This window comes from Brachybacterium sp. GPGPB12 (assembly GCF_038396325.1).
Lineage (GTDB): Bacteria > Actinomycetota > Actinomycetes > Actinomycetales > Dermabacteraceae > Brachybacterium > Brachybacterium conglomeratum.
The window spans coordinates 1,155,691-1,172,309 of record NZ_CP149573.1 but is presented as its reverse complement, the minus strand read 5'-3'; the positions used below and the strand labels follow the sequence as shown (position 1 = coordinate 1,172,309).

The 16,619-nt window shown below is 73.6% G+C and carries 13 protein-coding genes and 2 pseudogenes; all 15 read left to right on the top strand.

Annotated features, from left to right (window positions below; all coding sequences use genetic code 11):
- The first annotated feature begins 77 nt into the window (after window positions 1-77).
- Window positions 78-1,961 (top strand): transglutaminase domain-containing protein, encoded by a 1,884-nt coding sequence (locus tag WKH84_RS06615; protein ID WP_341856066.1) that lies wholly within the window; start codon window positions 78-80, stop codon window positions 1,959-1,961.
- A complete protein-coding gene (locus WKH84_RS06610) occupies window positions 1,958-2,878 on the top strand; it encodes a hypothetical protein (protein ID WP_341856065.1) in 921 nt (306 codons plus the stop codon). Before WKH84_RS06615 ends, WKH84_RS06610 begins: the two co-directional genes overlap by 4 nt.
- Entirely contained in the window at window positions 2,878-4,572 is a 1,695-nt protein-coding gene (locus WKH84_RS06605; protein ID WP_341856064.1) for an RDD family protein, read from the top strand. The genes WKH84_RS06610 and WKH84_RS06605 overlap by 1 nt, the downstream gene beginning before the upstream one ends.
- A complete protein-coding gene (locus WKH84_RS06600; protein WP_341856063.1) occupies window positions 4,569-5,303 on the top strand; it encodes a protein phosphatase 2C domain-containing protein in 735 nt (244 codons plus the stop codon). The genes WKH84_RS06605 and WKH84_RS06600 overlap by 4 nt, the downstream gene beginning before the upstream one ends.
- A complete protein-coding gene (locus WKH84_RS06595) occupies window positions 5,255-5,443 on the top strand; it encodes a hypothetical protein (protein ID WP_341856062.1) in 189 nt (62 codons plus the stop codon). Before WKH84_RS06600 ends, WKH84_RS06595 begins: the two co-directional genes overlap by 49 nt.
- The gene (locus WKH84_RS06590; RefSeq protein ID WP_341856061.1) at window positions 5,440-8,091 is read left to right on the top strand and encodes a hypothetical protein; all 2,652 of its coding nucleotides are present in this window, start codon (window positions 5,440-5,442) and stop codon (window positions 8,089-8,091) included. The genes WKH84_RS06595 and WKH84_RS06590 overlap by 4 nt, the downstream gene beginning before the upstream one ends.
- A 97-nt stretch (window positions 8,092-8,188) precedes the next feature.
- Window positions 8,189-8,410 carry an FHA domain-containing protein gene (locus WKH84_RS06585; protein ID WP_341856060.1) on the top strand — a complete coding sequence of 74 codons (222 nt, stop codon included), beginning with the start codon at window positions 8,189-8,191 and terminating at the stop codon, window positions 8,408-8,410.
- A gap of 144 nt (window positions 8,411-8,554) precedes the next feature.
- Window positions 8,555-9,082: a serine/threonine-protein kinase gene (locus WKH84_RS06580; protein WP_341856059.1), complete on the top strand. Its 528-nt coding sequence runs from the start codon at window positions 8,555-8,557 to the stop codon at window positions 9,080-9,082.
- Window positions 9,083-9,093: 11 nt separating this feature from the next.
- Window positions 9,094-9,642, top strand: a complete 549-nt coding sequence (locus tag WKH84_RS06575) for a hypothetical protein (RefSeq protein ID WP_341856058.1) — start codon at window positions 9,094-9,096, stop codon at window positions 9,640-9,642.
- The gene (locus tag WKH84_RS06570) at window positions 9,633-9,821 is read left to right on the top strand and encodes a hypothetical protein (RefSeq protein WP_341856057.1); all 189 of its coding nucleotides are present in this window, start codon (window positions 9,633-9,635) and stop codon (window positions 9,819-9,821) included. Before WKH84_RS06575 ends, WKH84_RS06570 begins: the two co-directional genes overlap by 10 nt.
- A 49-nt stretch (window positions 9,822-9,870) precedes the next feature.
- Window positions 9,871-10,050 carry a hypothetical protein gene (locus WKH84_RS06565; RefSeq protein WP_341856056.1) on the top strand — a complete coding sequence of 60 codons (180 nt, stop codon included), beginning with the start codon at window positions 9,871-9,873 and terminating at the stop codon, window positions 10,048-10,050.
- 153 nt (window positions 10,051-10,203) lie between these two features.
- Window positions 10,204-10,913, top strand: a pseudogene (locus WKH84_RS06560) (hypothetical protein).
- 96 nt (window positions 10,914-11,009) lie between these two features.
- Window positions 11,010-15,480 (top strand): annotated as a pseudogene (locus tag WKH84_RS06555) (FtsK/SpoIIIE domain-containing protein).
- A 210-nt stretch (window positions 15,481-15,690) separates the two neighbouring features.
- A complete protein-coding gene (locus WKH84_RS06550) occupies window positions 15,691-15,957 on the top strand; it encodes a WXG100 family type VII secretion target (RefSeq protein ID WP_341856055.1) in 267 nt (88 codons plus the stop codon).
- Between the two features lie 486 nt (window positions 15,958-16,443).
- Entirely contained in the window at window positions 16,444-16,572 is a 129-nt protein-coding gene (locus WKH84_RS06545) for a hypothetical protein (RefSeq protein ID WP_341856054.1), read from the top strand.
- The last annotated feature ends 47 nt before the right edge of the window (window positions 16,573-16,619 follow it).

Below are 16,619 nucleotides of genomic sequence, written 5' to 3'. Positions count from 1 at the left end.
TCGGCGATCGGCTCGCTCGACGTCGTCACCCTCGGCTCCCTCGACACCCTCGCCCGCGCCCTGAGGGCGGTGGGCCGATGACCGCGCCCGCGCGTCCCGCGCGCCGCCCCAGCTACTTCTCGTCCGTCCCCGCGAAGCGCCTCGCGATCGACCTCGCCGTGCTCGGCGCGCTGTTCGTCCTCGCGCCGCTCGGCTTCCAGCACGTCTACGGGGGAGCGCAGTACCTGGTCACCGGGATCATGGCGCTCGTGCTCGGCACCCTGATCGCCCTGATCGGCGCCCGCTGGCGCTGGGGGCCGCTGCGGATCACCGCCCTCGTGCTCGGGGTGTACTTCCTGTTCGGCTCGATGTTCGCCGCCCCCACCCGGGCGCTCTGGGGCATCGTCCCCACCCCGGGATCGCTGCTCGAGCCGCTGAAGGCGCCGGTGACGAGCTGGAAGTCGCTGCTGACCGTCGCCCCGCCCGTCGGCGTCGCCCAGGGCGTGCTGGCGGTGGTGTGGATCAGCATCTTGCTGCTGTCGCTGGCGGCGATGACCGTCGTGATGCGCACCCGCCTCTACGTCCTGGCCTGGCTGTTCCCGCTGGTGATGGTCGCGACGAGCATCTTCTTCGGCACGGACCAGGCGTTCTGGCCGGTGCCGCGCGGCGTGCTCTACGCCGTGCTGTCCGTCGGCTGGCTGACCTGGCGCTTCGAGAGCGGCCGCCTGGCGGGCGCCGAGTCCACGATCATCTCAGACACCGTCCGCCCCGGCTCCTGGAAGAACCCGGTGCTGCGACGCCGCGTGATCGGCGGCGCCGTGATCATGGCGATCGCCGCCGGCGGCGCCTTCGCGGCGAGCCCCCTGCTGGACCCGCCCGAGGGCACCATCCGCTACGCCCAGCGCGACCGGATCACCCCGCCCTTCGACCCGCGCCAGTACGTCTCCCCGCTGACCGAGTTCCGCGGCTACCTCAAGGACCAGCGCGAGGAGGAGCTGTTCACCATCACCGGCGTGAGCAGCGGCGACCAGATCCGCCTGGCCACGATGGACCAGTACGACCTGCAGGTCTACAACGTCGCCTCCAGCAGGCAGAAGGACAGCCCCTCCGGGGCCTTCCTGCGCACCGCCCCCGGCGTCGACCTCGAGGAGGGCACCGGGCAGCAGCAGGTCTCCTCCGTGACGATCGGCGCGTACCGCGGCGTGTGGATGCCCACCGTCGGCGAGCGGACCAACCGCATCGACCTCGAGGGGATGGACCAGGGCCGCGCGAGCGCCACCACCGAGAACCTCTTCCTCAACCAGCCCTCGCAGACCGCGGTCAACGCGCTCGGGGTGCAGGCGGGGGACACCTACGAGCTGTCCTACGAGCCGTACACGGAGCCCACCGCGGAGCAAGAGAACGCCGCGACGTTCGCGGACATCACCCTGCCGGACAACGAGCCGGCGGAGGAGATGACCGCGCTCGCCGAGGAGTGGGCGGGCTCCTCCGACTCCGACTACGAGCGCTTCCAGAACCTCTCCCGCTCGGTCAAGGAGGAAGCCTACTACTCCCACGGCCTGGAGGACGACACCGCCTCGCTCTCCGGCCACGGCTACAGCCGGCTCCGGGCGATGCTCGAGGAGGTCGGCTTCGACGAGGACACCCCCGACGCCCAGCCGATGGGCCGCATCGGCGACGAGGAGCAGTACGCGGCGCTGACCGCCGTGCTGGCCCGCTCGCTCGACATGCCCGCCCGCGTGGTGATGGGCTTCGAGGTGCCCGAGGGCCAGGAGGGGACCGTCTCCATCACCGGCGACGACGTCACCGCCTGGGTGGAAGTCGCCTTCGAGGACATCGGCTGGGTGCGCTTCGATCCCGCCCCCGATGAGGACGAGGACCCCACGGAGCCGCGGCCCAAGGAGGTGGAGAAGCCGCGCCGCAGGTCGCGCGACCGCCGCCGCCCCCGGCCGAGCCGCCGAGCCCGCCGCCCGGCGCGATGAGCGACGACACCGACGACGACGAGGACCCGACCGACGAGACCGCCTCGTGGGTCGTGTACCTGGGCCTCGGCCTGCTCCCGTTCGTGCCGCTGGGCCTGTTCGCCGCCGCGGTGATCATCGCCAAGACGGTGCGGCGCCGACGCCGTCGCGCGCTCGAGACCCTGCCGGCCCGCGTCGACGGCGGCTGGCAGGAGATCCTGGACCTCCTCACCGACATGGGCAGGGCTCCTGATCCGCTGATGACCCGGGCGGAGATCGCCGCACAGCTCCAGGCCGACGTCCCCCAGCTCGGGGCGTCCACGCTGGCCGCCCGCGCGGACCGGGCCGTGTTCGGCCCGGACGACCTGCCCGACGCCGCGGCGGAGGAGTACTGGGACCAGGTGATGGCGGCGCGCGCGGCGCCACCGCCGCCCTGCCGTGGCATCGTCGGCTCCGCATCGCGCTCTCCCTGCGCTCCTTCCGCCGCGGCGCGGCCGAGCGACGGCGCGAGAACCGGCGCCGACGGGTCAACGCCCGCGCTCGGTCGAAGGCGCAGAAACGCACGGAAGCGCCGCGGCGACGCCGCTCCTCGGTGCGCGGCACGACCGCGCCGTCCCTCTGGCGGACCATCAGGCGAAAGGGCCGTTCCTCATGAACCAGACCAGATACTGCGGCACCTGCGGGACGCCTGCTGTCCGAAGGGGCCGCGATCTGCGGCGAGTGCGGTGCGCGCTACCAGGCCTCGCCCTACGAGAAGCGGGCCACCGACGCGCCCGGCGCCTGGTCGGCGCCGCCCAAGCCCCGCACCCGGGCGGAGCAGGGGCAGGAGCGGTCCGACCAGGAGGACGAGGGGATCGAGCTCATCACGGCCGACTCCCTCCGCCCGCCCCAGCCGGGAGCGACCGCGCCGCGGAGCGAGGAACAGTACGATCGGGTGATGGTCACGCGACCACCGATGAACCAGCCCGCGACGTCTCCGCCCGGGCAGGGTGCCGGCATGCCCGGCGGGCCCGGTGCGTCGGCCTCCGGGCCGAGCGCCGCCCCGGGCACTGCGCCGGGCGCCGCTCCGGAGGGCGCTCCCGCCGCGGCGTCCTTCGAGCCGCCGCTGGACGGCCGCGCCCCGGCCACCCCGGTCAAGCGCTTCCTCGCCGCGCTGATCGACACGGTGATCGCCACGCTCGTGACGGTCCCGTTCCTGATCGGCTTCATCCTGATCATCACCTCGCAGAGCGCGAGCACCACCTCGATGATCCTCATCGGCGTGGGGACCGCGCCGCCGGCCGCGTACCACCTGGTGATGATCTGGCTGGTCGGCGCCAAGGGCTTCACCCTGGGCAAGCTGATCCTGGGCCTGCGCGTGACCCGCCTGAGCGAGGGCGGGGCGCTCGGCTTCGTGCGCGCGCTCGGACGCTGGGCCGTATATGCGCTGTTCCCGCCGCTGATGGCGCTGTCGATCTTCTTCGACCCGCGCAAGGCGCTGCGCGGCTTCCACGACCGGGCGATCGACTCGGTCGTCGCGGACATCAAGGCCGGACGCAACCCTCTCCAGCCCCGCCCCGACGACTTCGAGCGCGCGGGCGCCGAGCACTACCTCGGCGCGCCGTCCGTCGCGGTGTCCACGCACGAGAACCTGCTCTCCGAGCCCGGTGCGGCATGGCGAGACCAGGGCGCCTCCCCGGTCCAGCCCGTCGACGGCGCGCAGGGGCCCGCGCAGGGCGCCCCGAGCCCGTACGCCCCGGGCGGCTCGGCGGCCTCCGCCGCCGAGGCTCCCGCCGCGTCCTGGGGCTCCCCGTCCCCGGCACCCCAGCGACCCGCCTCCGACGGCGGCTGGGCCCCGCCGCCCGTCGAGCCGTTCCCCTCGGCGCCCTCGCAGTCCTCCTGGGACCAGCCCTCCGCACCGGGCCAGTCCTCGTGGGACCAGCCGTCGGCCCCCGCGCGACCCTCGTGGGGCGAGCCGTCGGCCCCGGAGCGGCCGCAGAGCTGGGACCAGGGCGGAGACGCCCCCGCCCCGCAGTGGGGCTCCCCGGCTCCCGCGCCGGAGCCCGCTGCGGCCCCGACGCCCGCTCCCGCCCCGGGAGCGGTCGACTCCTCACCGGCCGCCTGGGGACCGCCTCCCGCGGCCTCGGCGGACCAGGCCCCGGCCGCGCCGGGCCAGGACGCGGCCGCGCACGGCGGCGACGCCCCGAGCGACGTCACCGGTGATGCCTGGGGCGACGACGGCGTGGACGAGGCGACGCGCATGTCCGTGCCCGAGGACCTCGGCGACCTCGAGGCGACCCGCATCTCGCCCGCCCAGCTCCCGCCCGTGAAGAAGGTGCGGCTGACCACCGACGACGGCGCCGAGCGCATCGTCGAGAAGGCCGTGGTGGTCGGACGCAACCCCTCCTCGCCCTCCGGCGAGGTGCTCTTCGTGATGAAGGACGACACCCGCTCCGTCTCCAAGATCCACCTGCGCATCGACGGCACGGGGGAGGAGCCGCTGGTGACCGACCTCGGCTCCACCAACGGCTCGACGATCCTGCGCGTGGACGGCTCCCGTGAGAACCTCGTGCCGGAGACCCCCACGGTCCTCCCGGCCGGGGCCCGCCTCACCCTCGGGGACCGGACCCTGTCCGTGGAGAGGGTGCAGTGATCGACCGCTCCCTCTCCGACCCGGACCTCGAAGGCACCGTCCGCGTCGTCTCCGCCTCGGCCACCCACGTCGGCCACGTCCGGGCGACGAACGAGGACAGCCTCCTGACCGCCACGCCGATCCATCTCGTCGCCGACGGGATGGGAGGGCACAACGCGGGCGAGGTCGCCAGCGCGATCGCGGTCGAGGAGTTCGAGAAGCTGACGCTCCAGCAGAACGTCACCGTCGAGCGGCTCGGCGACGCGCCGCACACCGCGTCGGTGCGCATCGGCGAGCTCGGCGGCGAGTCGACCCTCGGCGCCGGCACCACGGTCGCGCTGGTCGCGACGATGGTGCTGGACGGGATCGGCTACTGGGTCGTGATGAACCTGGGCGACTCCCGGGTGTACCGCCTCTCGGGGGAGATCTTCGAGCAGGTCAGCGTGGACCATTCGGTGGTCCAGGAGCTGATGGACCGCGGGCAGATCTCGGCCGAGCAGGCGCGGATCCACCCCTACCGGCACATGGTCACCCGGGCGCTCGGCGCCGGGCCCGAGTCGGATCCCGACTACTGGCTGATCCCGGCCGAGGTCGGCGACCGGATGCTGATCTGCTCCGACGGGCTCACCGGCGAGGTCGACGACGCGTCGATCGAGCGGATCTTCGCCGCCCCACCGACGTGCGCACCATCGCCGAGGACCTGGTGCGCCGCGCGCTGGACGGCGGCGGGCACGACAACATCTCCGTGGTGATCGTCGAAGCGGTCGAGGTGCTGGGGCGACCCGGCGCCTCCGAGGACGCCGCCGGCGGCACCTCTCCCGCAAAGGACGAGTTCGAGGTCGACGAGGACACGCTCCCGCGCCCCCTCGCGGACGGTGAGGGCCGGGCATGACGAGCGAGGACACCGCGTCCGCCGCGGCCTCCCCTGCTCGGCCTCGGCACCTGGACCCGACAGGGCCCGGCGACCCTCGTGGTGCGCGAGGACCGCTGGGTGGTGCTCGTCCCCGGGCGCGCAAGCAGGTGACGGAGGCGGCCTGGGAGGTGCTGGGACGGCGCCCCGAGGCCGAGGAGTTCGTCGATCAGCTGGTCGAGGCCGGTGATCTGGGCGGCGCGGACAAGCTCACCGCGCCGCTGTTCGGCGTCCATGACGGGCAGAGCGCGACGGTCGGGGTGAAGGGCTCCACGCCCCTGGCCGTCTACACGACCGCAGGGGCGCAGATGGTCGTCGGCACCGAGGAGCGGCCGCTGGTGATCAGCTCCTTCGAGGGGGTGCGCCGGGTGGCCTTCGGCGACCTCCCGCCCGAGGAGCCCGTCGGCGCGCCGCGCGTGGTCTCGGGCATCGTGCCCGTGCGCGGCTTCGTGCACATGACCGTCGACCCCGCCCAGCTCGAGGAGGCCGACCGCGCCGCGCTCGCCGAGCAGGTGGAGAAGGACGGCCGCTCGATCGAGACGGAGGAAGCGAAGAAGCGACGCGCGGAGCGTCCGGCGCCCACGCCCTCGAAGCCCTCGACGACCGCAGGGTCCGGCTCGAGCGCCTCGTCGATCCGCAAGCCTTCCGTCGCCACCCGCAAACCGGGCGAGATGCCGCCGTCGCTGTCCCGCGGCGGATCCTCCGCGTCCTCCTCGCGCCCCGCGGCCGCGGAGGAGGTGTCCTCGGGACCGAACCTCTTCGCGGGCCTCTTCGGGAACGACGCCCCGGCCGCATCGACGGCACCGGCGTCGGCTCCCGCCCCGGCTCCGGCGGCGACTCCGGTCCCCGCTCCGGCCGCGCCCGTGCAGTCGACCGCCGGTCCCGCCGCCGAACCGTCGGCACCCGCGGAGGAGTCCGCTCAGCCCGCGGCGACGCCTGCCCCGGCCGCCGCGCCTGCGCCGGCCGCGCCGTCGGGGTCGGCACCGGCCGACGACGCGCCGGCCGAGGCGACCGGAGCGAGGACGGAGACCGCGACGACGGGCTCGGCCTCGCAGTCCGTCGCCGGAACGCGGACCGCGCCCGCGAAGCGACGACTCGTGAGCACATCGCTCTTCGACCGTCGGCGCACCGCGCCCCCGGCCGCCGCCGCGGCACCTGCTCCGCGCGCCGCCGAGCAGGCGACCGCGCAACCGGTCGAGCCCTCCTCCGAGGAGGCCGCGACGTCACAGGGCTCTCACCCGGCGCCCGCACAGCCGGCACCCGAAGCCGCTCCCGCACCGGCCACGCCTCCGCCCTCCGCCGCACCGGCGGCCTCCCCGGCGCGCCCCGCCTCGCCCTCGGTGCCCACGCCCGAGCCGCCCATGGAGAACCAGCTCGAGTCGCCGCCGACTCTGATCGCTCCGATCGACGGCGGAGAAGGACCGGAGGAGGACGGACCGACGCCCACGCCCGTCCGACGCGCCCCGGCGCCCGCGCCGCGCCGTCCCGCCCCCTCCACGGGCGACCTCGAGAACTCCGGCGCTTACGACGACCTCTTCGGCAAGACCGTCTTCCGCCGCATCGAGGACGCCGCCGTGCGCCGCGCCGGCGAGGAGAGCGAGGAGGCCGAGCACGAGCAGATCGCCTCCGACCCCAGCGCGGACGTCGTCGCGGCGGACGGCGACTTCCCCTCCGAGACCCGGATCCCGAGCACCGACGCGGACGACGAGACCGAGGAGGCCCCCGTCGCCGAGCACACCACCGGCGCCGGCGACTTCATCGACTGGGTACCGGGCGTGGGACGGACCGCGCCGGAGATCGCGCAGGCCGCTGCACGTCGCGCCGCGCAACCGCAGAGCGCACCGCCGGCATATCCGCAGGTCCACATGGCCGAGCGTCCGCCCGCCCCGAACACCGGCTCGCGTCCGGCGCCGACCCGGCCCGACGCTCCCCAGGGCACGGGCGCAGACAGGTACGCACAGGTCTCCGGGCCCGGGGCCCCGATGCAGGGTGCGCAGAGCGCCGACGACCGACACGGCGCGCAGGACCGGCACGGCCAGCAGAATGACCACGGACGCCCCGGTCCGTCGCACCAGCGGACTCCTCACGGACAGCAGGCCCCTTACCCCCAGCGACCTCCTCACGGACAGCAGACCCCTTACCCCCAGCAACCTCCTCACGGACAGCAGACCCCTTACGGCCGGCCGGGCCAGCACGGGCGGCCCGGCCAGGTCGCCGGGCCCGGCCAGAACGGTGCCCCGGCCCCCCACGGTCGGCCCGGCGCCTCCGGTCATACCGGGCGCCCGGGACAGCGACCGCCGCACGCCCCCGGCGTCGGAGGACGCCATGCGAGCGCCCCGCATCCCGTCGCGCCGAGCGCCGCAGCCGCCGCCGGCTCAGGGGCCCGCGCCTCGGCCCGTCCCGGCGCCGGTCGCTGGGCCGTCCGCCCCGCACGCCCCTGTCGCGCAGGGCGGGCCCGCACGGCCCGCTACCCGCGGCTCGGGCGGCGCCGCCGTGGCGGCTGCCGGGGCTGGTGTGCGCGAACGGCCACGCGAACTCGCCGGAGAGGTCGGCGTGCCGGCTCTGCGCCGCGCCGCTCAGCGGCCCCACCCGCACCGTCGCACGCCCGCCGCTGGGCGCCGTCGCGGTGAGCACGGGGGAGGGGTTCGTGCTCGACCGCACCGCCGTCATCGGCCGGCGCCCCCGGGCGTCCCGCGTCAGCGGCGCGATGTGCCGCGACTGATCACGGTGCCGAGCCCGCAGCAGGACATCTCCCGCTCGCACCTCGAGCTGAGGCTCGAGGGATGGCACGTGGTCGCACTCGACCTCGGCACCACCAACGGCACCACGTTGCACCGCGAGGGCTACGAGCCGCCGCGGGCGCGCGCCCGCGAGGGCGTGGTGCTCCACGACGGAGACCTGCTGGACCTGGGGGATGAAGTGCACCTGACGTACGGGGAGAAGTCATGAGCTCGAGACCGCCCTCGGCACCGCCGCGCCTGGCCGGCTACGAGTACGAGAAGCCGCTCGGCTCGGGCGGGTTCGCGGACGTGTTCCTGTACCGCCAGGCACGGCCGCGGCGCCGCGTCGCGATCAAGGTGCTTGCTGTCCACGGTGCTCGACGACTCCGTGCGCCATCAGTTCGACTCCGAGGCCAACGTCATGGCCCAGATGTCGACCCACCCCTCGATCGTCACGATCCACCAGGCCGAGGTCTCCGGGGACCACCGTCCCTACATCGTGATGGAGTACTGCTCGCGCCCGAACTACGGCGTCCGCTTCCGCAAGGAGCGGATCACCGTCGCCGAGGCGCGCGTGGGTGTGCAGATCGCCGGCGCCGTGGAGACCGCGCACCGCGCCGGGATCCTCCACCGCGACATCAAGCCCGCGAACATCCTGGTCACCGACTACAACCGGCCCGCTCTCACCGACTTCGGCATCTCCATCGCCGCCGGGCAGGGTGAGGACGTCGAGGATTCCCAGGGCATGTCGATCCCCTGGTCGCCGCCCGAGTTCTTCGCGGATCCGCCGCGCGCCGACGTGCGCAGCGACGTGTTCTCCCTCGCCGCGAGCGTGTACTCGCTGCTGGCCGGGCAGACGCCCTTCGAACGGCGCGGGCGCGCAACACCGCCACCGACCTGATCCAGCGGATCGTGACCGAGCCGCCGCCGGCCCTGAACCGGCCCGACGTGCCCCCGGAGCTGAACCGGGCGCTGTCCATCGCGATGGCGAAGGACCCCGCCGGCCGCTACGACACCGCGCTGGCCTTCGGCCGTGCGCCGCAGCAGGTGGAGCTCTCGCTCTCGCTCCCGGTCACCCAGATGGACGTGCTGGACGACCGGGGCGCCGCCCCCGCTCACGACGGCGAGGACGACGAGCTCGTCGAGCACACCCGGATCCGGAAGGTCGCCACCGTCGACCCCGAGACGGGCACCAGCCCCGGCGGCCGTCGGCGCATGGACCCCTACGCCGGGGTCGCCCCGGCGCTCGGCGCCGCACCCGCCGCGGCGGGCCCGGCGAGCTGGTCGGGCGCCTCGGCGCCGTCGGCCGCCGACGCCTCGGAGTCCACGATGCGCGCCCCGCCGGGGCGCCCGCCGGATCCGTCGGGCGTGCGTCGCTGGCCTCCGAGCACCGGGAGCCGGAGCCCGAGAGGCCACGCACCCCCGCCTGGCCGTTCGTCACCCTCGCCGCGGTGCTCGTGATCCTGCTCGGCGTCGGGGCGACCCTCGGCGTGCGCCACTTCTTCGTGGAGGAGCCCGACCCGATCGCGACCACGGACATCAACGTGCCCGAGGCGCCGGAGGAGGCCCCGGGCGCGCCTCGCGGCCTCGAGCGCAGGTCGTCGCCCCCGAGCAGGAGGGCGGACGGACCGGTCGGGTGAAGGTCGCCTGGGAGCGCCCGAGAACTTCGCCCAGGAGGATCACTTCATCGTGCAGTGGCAGGACCTGCCCGCGAACTACGACCGCTACGCCGTGCGGCACGAGGTCCACGGCCGCAACTCGGTCGTGATCGAGATCCCGCCCCAGCTGGCGGAGCGGTGCCTGACCGTCAGGACCGTCAACCCCAACGGGCAGGCCAGCGAGGCGGCGGATATGTGCCTCAATGGGTGATGACTCGACGATCACGGCCACGACGATCACGGCCCTGACGGTCTCGACGACCACGACCCCGACGTCCGCCGACGGGGAGAGCGCTTCGCACGGCGAGACGCGCTCCGCCGCGGCGCGCGCCCACCGGAACCGACACACAGGAGAGCAGTGACCATGGCATCGACGATCTCGGTCGAGTTCTGCGGCGAGTGGTACCGCGTCGAGGACGGGGAAGAGCTCACGATCGGTCGCGAGGCGGACCTCACGATCGACGAGGACAACCCCTTCCTCCACCGACGCTTCCTGACGATCGTGCAGGTCGAGTCGATGTGGTGGCTGGTGAACATCGGGGCGCGGCTCTCGGCGACGATCACCGACGGCACCGGCTCGATGCAGGCGTGGCTCGCGCCCGGCGCGCGCATCCCGCTCGTCTTCGACGTGACCAAGGTGGTCTTCACCGCCGGCCCCACCACCTACGACCTGTCCGTGCACGCGGAGTCCCCGGAGTTCGCGCGGATCGCCGGCCCCGACGACCCGGCAGGGGAGACCACCGTCGGCTCCGTCCAGCTGACCCCGAGCCAGAAGCCGCTGATCCTCGCGCTCGCCGAGCCGATGCTCACCCGCGAGGGCTCCGGCATGAGCTCGGTGCCCACCTCGGCGCAGGCCTCCGAGCGCTTGGGCTGGCGGCTGACGAAGTTCAACCGCAAGCTCGACAACGTCTGCGACAAGCTCGACCGGCTCGGGGTCCGAGGGCGCGCGGCGGGCCCGGCAAGCTCGCCTCCAACCGACGAGCCCGCCTCGTCGAGCACGCCGTCTTCTCACGGCTGGTGACGAGCGAGGACCTGCCGCCGCTGGACCAGTCCCAGGACGAGGACGACGAGTAGGCCGCCCCGCCGGGGATCGAGCTGGACGGACGGAGCCGATCCCCGAGACGGGGATCAGGACGGCGGGCGAGGGGCCCGCCAGGGGGAGGAGACCAGATGCGCATCAAGCTCACGCCGCGCGCAGGCCCGAGGACCGGCTGACCGATCTGGAGGTGACCGCGGACGCGACCGCGACCGTCGCCGACGTCGCGAACGCCCTGTACCTCGCCGACCCGCTGCGCAGCGAGGTCGAGCCGCCCGACGGGCTGACCCTCCAGGTCCAGGACCCCGGTGCCGGACCCGGCGCGAACGGCGTGCGCTCCCTGGACCGCTCGATCGACCTGATCCAGGCCGGTCTGCGCTCCGGCGACATCGTCTCCATCGCCCGCTCCTCGAGCGAGTACGCCACCCGCTCCGAGTCCCGCGGCGCCGCGGTCGCGCTGATGCGCGTCCTCTCCGGCCCCGAGTCGGGACGCGAGTACCCGCTGCCCTCGGGGTCCAGCGTGATCGGGCGCGAGGGCGATCTCGACATCCGCATCGCCGACCCGATGCTCTCCAAGCGCCACGCCCGCATCAACGTGGGCGACACCATCGAGATCGTCGACCTGCACTCCTCCAACGGCGTGGTGATCGGCGGCGAGCAGGTCCAGCGCGCCGTGATCGGCCCCTCGGACACGGTGCTGATCGGCGGGACCACCTTCTCGGTGATCCTCCTGCACCGCCTCGGCGGCACCGCCCCCAGCTCCCCGGTGGTCGAGTTCAACCGGTCCCCGCGCGTGGTGCCGCGCTTCCCCTACCGGCCGCTGAAGGCGCCGACGCCGCCGAAGGAGCCCAACCCCCAGTTCTTCCCGATCTTCATGATGTTCGCCCCGCTCCTCATGGGCGGCTTCATGTTCTCGCTGACCCGCGACCCCTTCTCGCTCATGTTCGTGTTCATGATGCCGATGATGGCGACGGCCGGGTATCTCAACCGCAAGTTCCAGCAGAAGAAGATGCTCGAGCGGCAGATCGCGAACTTCGAGGAGGGACTCGCCTCCCTCAAGCGCCGCGTCACCGCAGCCCAGGACCTCGAGCGGGCGGTGCGCCTGGTCGAGGCGCCCTCGGCCGCGGACACCGTCGACGCCGCCTTCCGCCTCGGGCGCCTGCTGTGGACGCATCGCCCCGAGCACAACGCCTTCGGCACCGTGCGCCTGGGACTGGGCATCGCGGAGTCCCGGGTGGGCATCGACATGCCCGGCGAGAACGATGCCATCCCGAAGTACTACGACATGCTCGACGACATGCACGAGGAGTACAAGATGATCGCCGGCGTGCCGGTGGTCGCGGAGCTGAGGTACGCGGGCAACCTCGGCGTCGCCGGCGGCGGCGAGGAGGCCGACGGGGTCGCCCGCGGCATCGTCACCCAGCTCTTCGCCCTCCACTCCCCGGCGGAGATCGCGCTGGCCGCGATCACCTCCCGCTCCAGCCGCGACATGTGGCAGTGGCTGAAGTGGTCGCCGCACACCTCCAGCCCGCACTCCCCGCTGCCCGGCGACCACCTCGCCGACACCCCCGGTCGCGGCACCTCCCTCCTCTCGCGGATCGAGGAGCTGATCGAGCGCCGCGCCGGCGATGCGCCGCCCGCCCTGCGCACCCCGATGACCGTCGACGTCACCGAGGAGCCGCAGGTCCCGCCGGAGCCGATCACCCCTAGCCTGGTGGTGATCATCGAGGACGACGCCCCCGTGGACCGGGCGCGCCTGGTGCGCATCGCCGAGCGCGGCCCCGACGTCGGCGTGCACGTGATCTGGTGCGCCGCGAACATCGCCGCGCCGCCCGCGGCCTGCCGCACCTACGTGTCCGTGGACGAGTCGATCGAGGGCGCGAGCGCCGGGCACGTGCGGGTGGGGGAGCGGTTCTACCCCGTCACCGTCGAGACCGTCTCCGTCGACGTCGCGGCCGGCGTGGCCCGCCACCTCGCGCCCGTCGTCGACGCGGGCGTGCCCGTCGACGACGACTCCGACCTCCCCCGCGCGATCTCCTATCTCAAGCTCGGCGGCATGGCGATGGCCGAGGACCCCGACCACATCATCGAGCGGTGGAAGGAGAACAACTCCCTCACCCCGCGCGACGGCTCCGAGCCCCAGCGCCGCAAGCACGACGCGAACCTCCGCGGACTCATCGGCCACAACGGCCAGGACGCCTTCCACCTCGACCTGCGCACCAACGGTCCCCACGCCCTCGTCGGCGGCACCACCGGCGCCGGCAAGTCCGAGTTCCTGCAGGCCTGGGTGATGGGCATGGCCACCGCGCACAGCCCCGACCGGGTCACCTTCCTGTTCGTGGACTACAAGGGCGGCGCCGCCTTCGCCGACGCCGTCGACCTGCCGCACACCGTGGGCCTGGTCACCGACCTCTCCCAGCACCTGGTGCGACGCGCGCTCACCTCGCTGCGGGCGGAGCGCCGCACCATCGCGAGCACCTGCTGAACCGGAAGAAGGCCAAGGACCTCGTCTCCCTCGAGCGGACCGGTGACCCCGAGACCCCGCCCAGCCTGATCATCATCGTCGACGAGTTCGCGGCGCTGGCGAAGGAGATCCCCGAGTTCGTCGACGGCGTCGTGGACGTCGCCGCACGAGGCCGCTCCCTGGGCCTGCACCTGATCCTCGCGACGCGGCGGCCCGCCGGCGTCATCAAGGACAACCTGCGCGCCAACACGAACCTCCGCATCGCGCCGCGCATGGCCGACGAGGCCGACTCCAAGGACATCCTCGGCGACAAGATGGCCGCCCACTTCGACCCCGGCATCCCCGGCCGCGCCGCTGCGAAGACCGGCCCCGGCCGCATCGCGACCTTCCAGACCGGCTACGCGGGAGGGTGGACCACCCACGAGCCCGAGAGAGCACGCATCGACATCGTCGAGAAGGACTTCGGCACCGGCGAGCAGTGGGACATCCCCTCCCCGCCGACCAAGGAGGTCAAGGACCCCGGCCCCAACGACATCTCCCGCGTCGTCGCGACGGTGAAGGCCGCCGCCGAGCGCGCCGGCGTGCCCGCGCCCCGCAAGCCGTGGCTGTCCGAGCTGGCCGACGCCTACGACCTCTCGCGCCTGCCCACGCGCCGCACCGACGAGGAGTCGCTGCTGGGGGTCATGGACGTGCCCGAGGAGCAGTCCCAGCCGACCGTCTCCTACTATCCCGATCGCGACGGCAACATGGCGATCTACGGCACCGGCGGCTCCGGCAAGTCGACCACGCCGCGCACCATCGCGATCTCCGCCGCCTCGACGGTGCGCGGCGGCCCCGTCCACGTGTACGGGCTCGACTTCGGCGCCTCGGGACTGACCATGCTCGAGGACCTCCCGCACGTCGGCTCGATCATCGCGGGCGACGACGAGGAGCGCGTGATCCGCCTGCTGCGCACCCTGCGGGAGATGATCGACGACCGCGCCCGCGAGTTCGCGAAGCATCGCGCCGGGTCCGTGGCCGAGTACCGGGAGCTGACCGGGAAGTCCGACACGCCCCGCGTCTTGCTGCTGGTCGACGGCATGGCCGCCTTCCGCGAGGCCTACGACTACTCGAACCTCTCGAAGTGGTTCACCACCTTCGTGCAGATCGCGACCGACGGCCGCCAGGTGGGCGTGCACGTCATCGTCACCGGCGACCGTCCCAACGCGATCCCCACCTCGCTCGGCTCCTCGATCCAGCGCCGCCTCATCCACCGCATGGCCAGTGCCGACGACTACTCGGCCTTCGGCGAGCCCAAGGACGTCCTGGACGGCACCTCGCCCCCGGGACGCTCCATCCTCGACGGCCACGAGATGCAGATCGCGGTGCACGGCGGCGACTCGAACGTCGCGATCCAGTCCCGCGAGGTCGCCAAGCTCGCCCAGGCGATGCGGCGCGCCGGAGTGCCCGAGGCGCCCACCATCGAGCGCCTGCCCGAGCGGGTCGAGCTCTCGACGCTCCGCCCCGTCGTCGGCGGCCGGCCCGTCCTCGGCCTGGCCGACGAGACCCTCGCCGAGATCACCTACGAGCCGCGCGGCGCCTTCATGGTCACCGGCCCCATGGGATCGGGTCGCACCACCGCGATGCTCACCATCGCCACCGGCCTCAAGGCGATGGAGAACCCCATGCGCCTGGTCCGCTTCTCCTCGCGCCGCACCCCGCTGACCGGGTCGCCCGTCTGGGACGTGGAGGCCTCCGATCCGGACACCGTGCGCGAGCTCGCCGGCCAGCTCCGCCAGACGATCGAGTCCGGCTCGGTGGGGGAGGGGCGCCTGGCCCTGTTCATCGACGGGGTCGCCGACTTCACCGGCACCGGCGTGGAGAACGACCTCGACAAGCTCATCCGCGCCAGCACCCGTGAGGGCCAGTTCGTGGTGGGCGAGAACGAGTCCGCCTCGTGGTCCCAGGCCTACGTCCTCGCCCAGCCGTTCAAGGCCGGACGGCGCGGGTCGCTGCTCCAGCCCAGCGACATGGACGGCGACTCGCTGCTCGGCACCGGACTGGGGAGGATCCGTCGGGCCGACTTCCCGGCCGGCCGCGGCTTCCTCGTCTACAGCGGTCGGGCGATGAAGCCGCAGGTCGCGCAGATCACGTCGGGCTGAGGGCCGCTCTCGGGGGCCGACGGGGAGGGGAGTCGAGCCCGTCCCGGAGGCCCTCGCGACGCGTCCGGAGGGGTGCTCCGTCCCCATGGGGACTCCTCCCCATGGTCGCCTCCGGCGGATCGCCCTACAGTGAGGGCTGTCGAGCACGCAGGAGGCCCGGTGCACCGCAGGGGGCGCACGAGCCGGTGAACAGGAAGGGGAACCCGCATCGTGAACGCCACGAAGGGTATGAACGTCGACGAGGTCAAGCGGATGTCCGGCCAGGCGCGCGATGCGGCCGAGGAGATCACGCGGATCGAGCAGGAGCTCACCCGGGGCCTGGAGGACGTGGACTGGACCGGCCCCGACGCGGATCGCTTCCGCGGCCAGTGGTCCGGGGAGATGGTCCCCGCGCTGCAGCAGATCATGAACGCGGTCAACGAGCTCGGCGACACCGCCGACCGCAACGCCGCCGAGCAGGAGGCCACCTCCAGCTGAGGCGGTGCAGGACCGCGCCGTCACGGATGGCGACAGGGGTGGGGAGAGGCCCGGGCGGAGCACCGCTCGGGCCTCTCGCCTGCCTGGTATCTTTGTCGCCGACCGTGCCAGGGGGACGAATGGAGCACAGCACCGTGAAGAGCATCGAGTATCCGAGCGCCGACTTCCCTGCGCCCCCTCGGGTCCGGGTCGAGGTGCCGGAGGACTGGGAGCCGCTCACGGTCCCGGGAGTGCGACTCGCCGTCGCCCAGCCCCGCGTCGACGGGCGCTTCCGCGCGAACGTGGTCGTGACCGTGCGGCGCTTCGGACCGGAGTTCACCCTCGAGGCGGCGCGCGCCGGCCTCGAGCGGCCGCAAGTCCTCCCTGCCCGAGCTCGAGGAGCTCGGCACCGGGGAGATCGAGATCGAGGGCACGACCTGGATCGCGAGCGAGTACGGCTACACCCAGCCCGGCCGCCCGACCGTGGTGCAGGCCGCGCGCTACGCCGTGATCGACCGCGGGGGCGTGGCCGCCGATGTGCTCGAGATCGTGGGCGCCTGCGGGGCGGAGAGCGCCGACGAGGAGATCGAGACCGTCCGCGCCATCCAGGACTCCCTGCGCCTGAGCCTGGACTGACACCGACACCGCATCGTCCCCGGAGGGCGCCGGCCACCGTGGCCGGC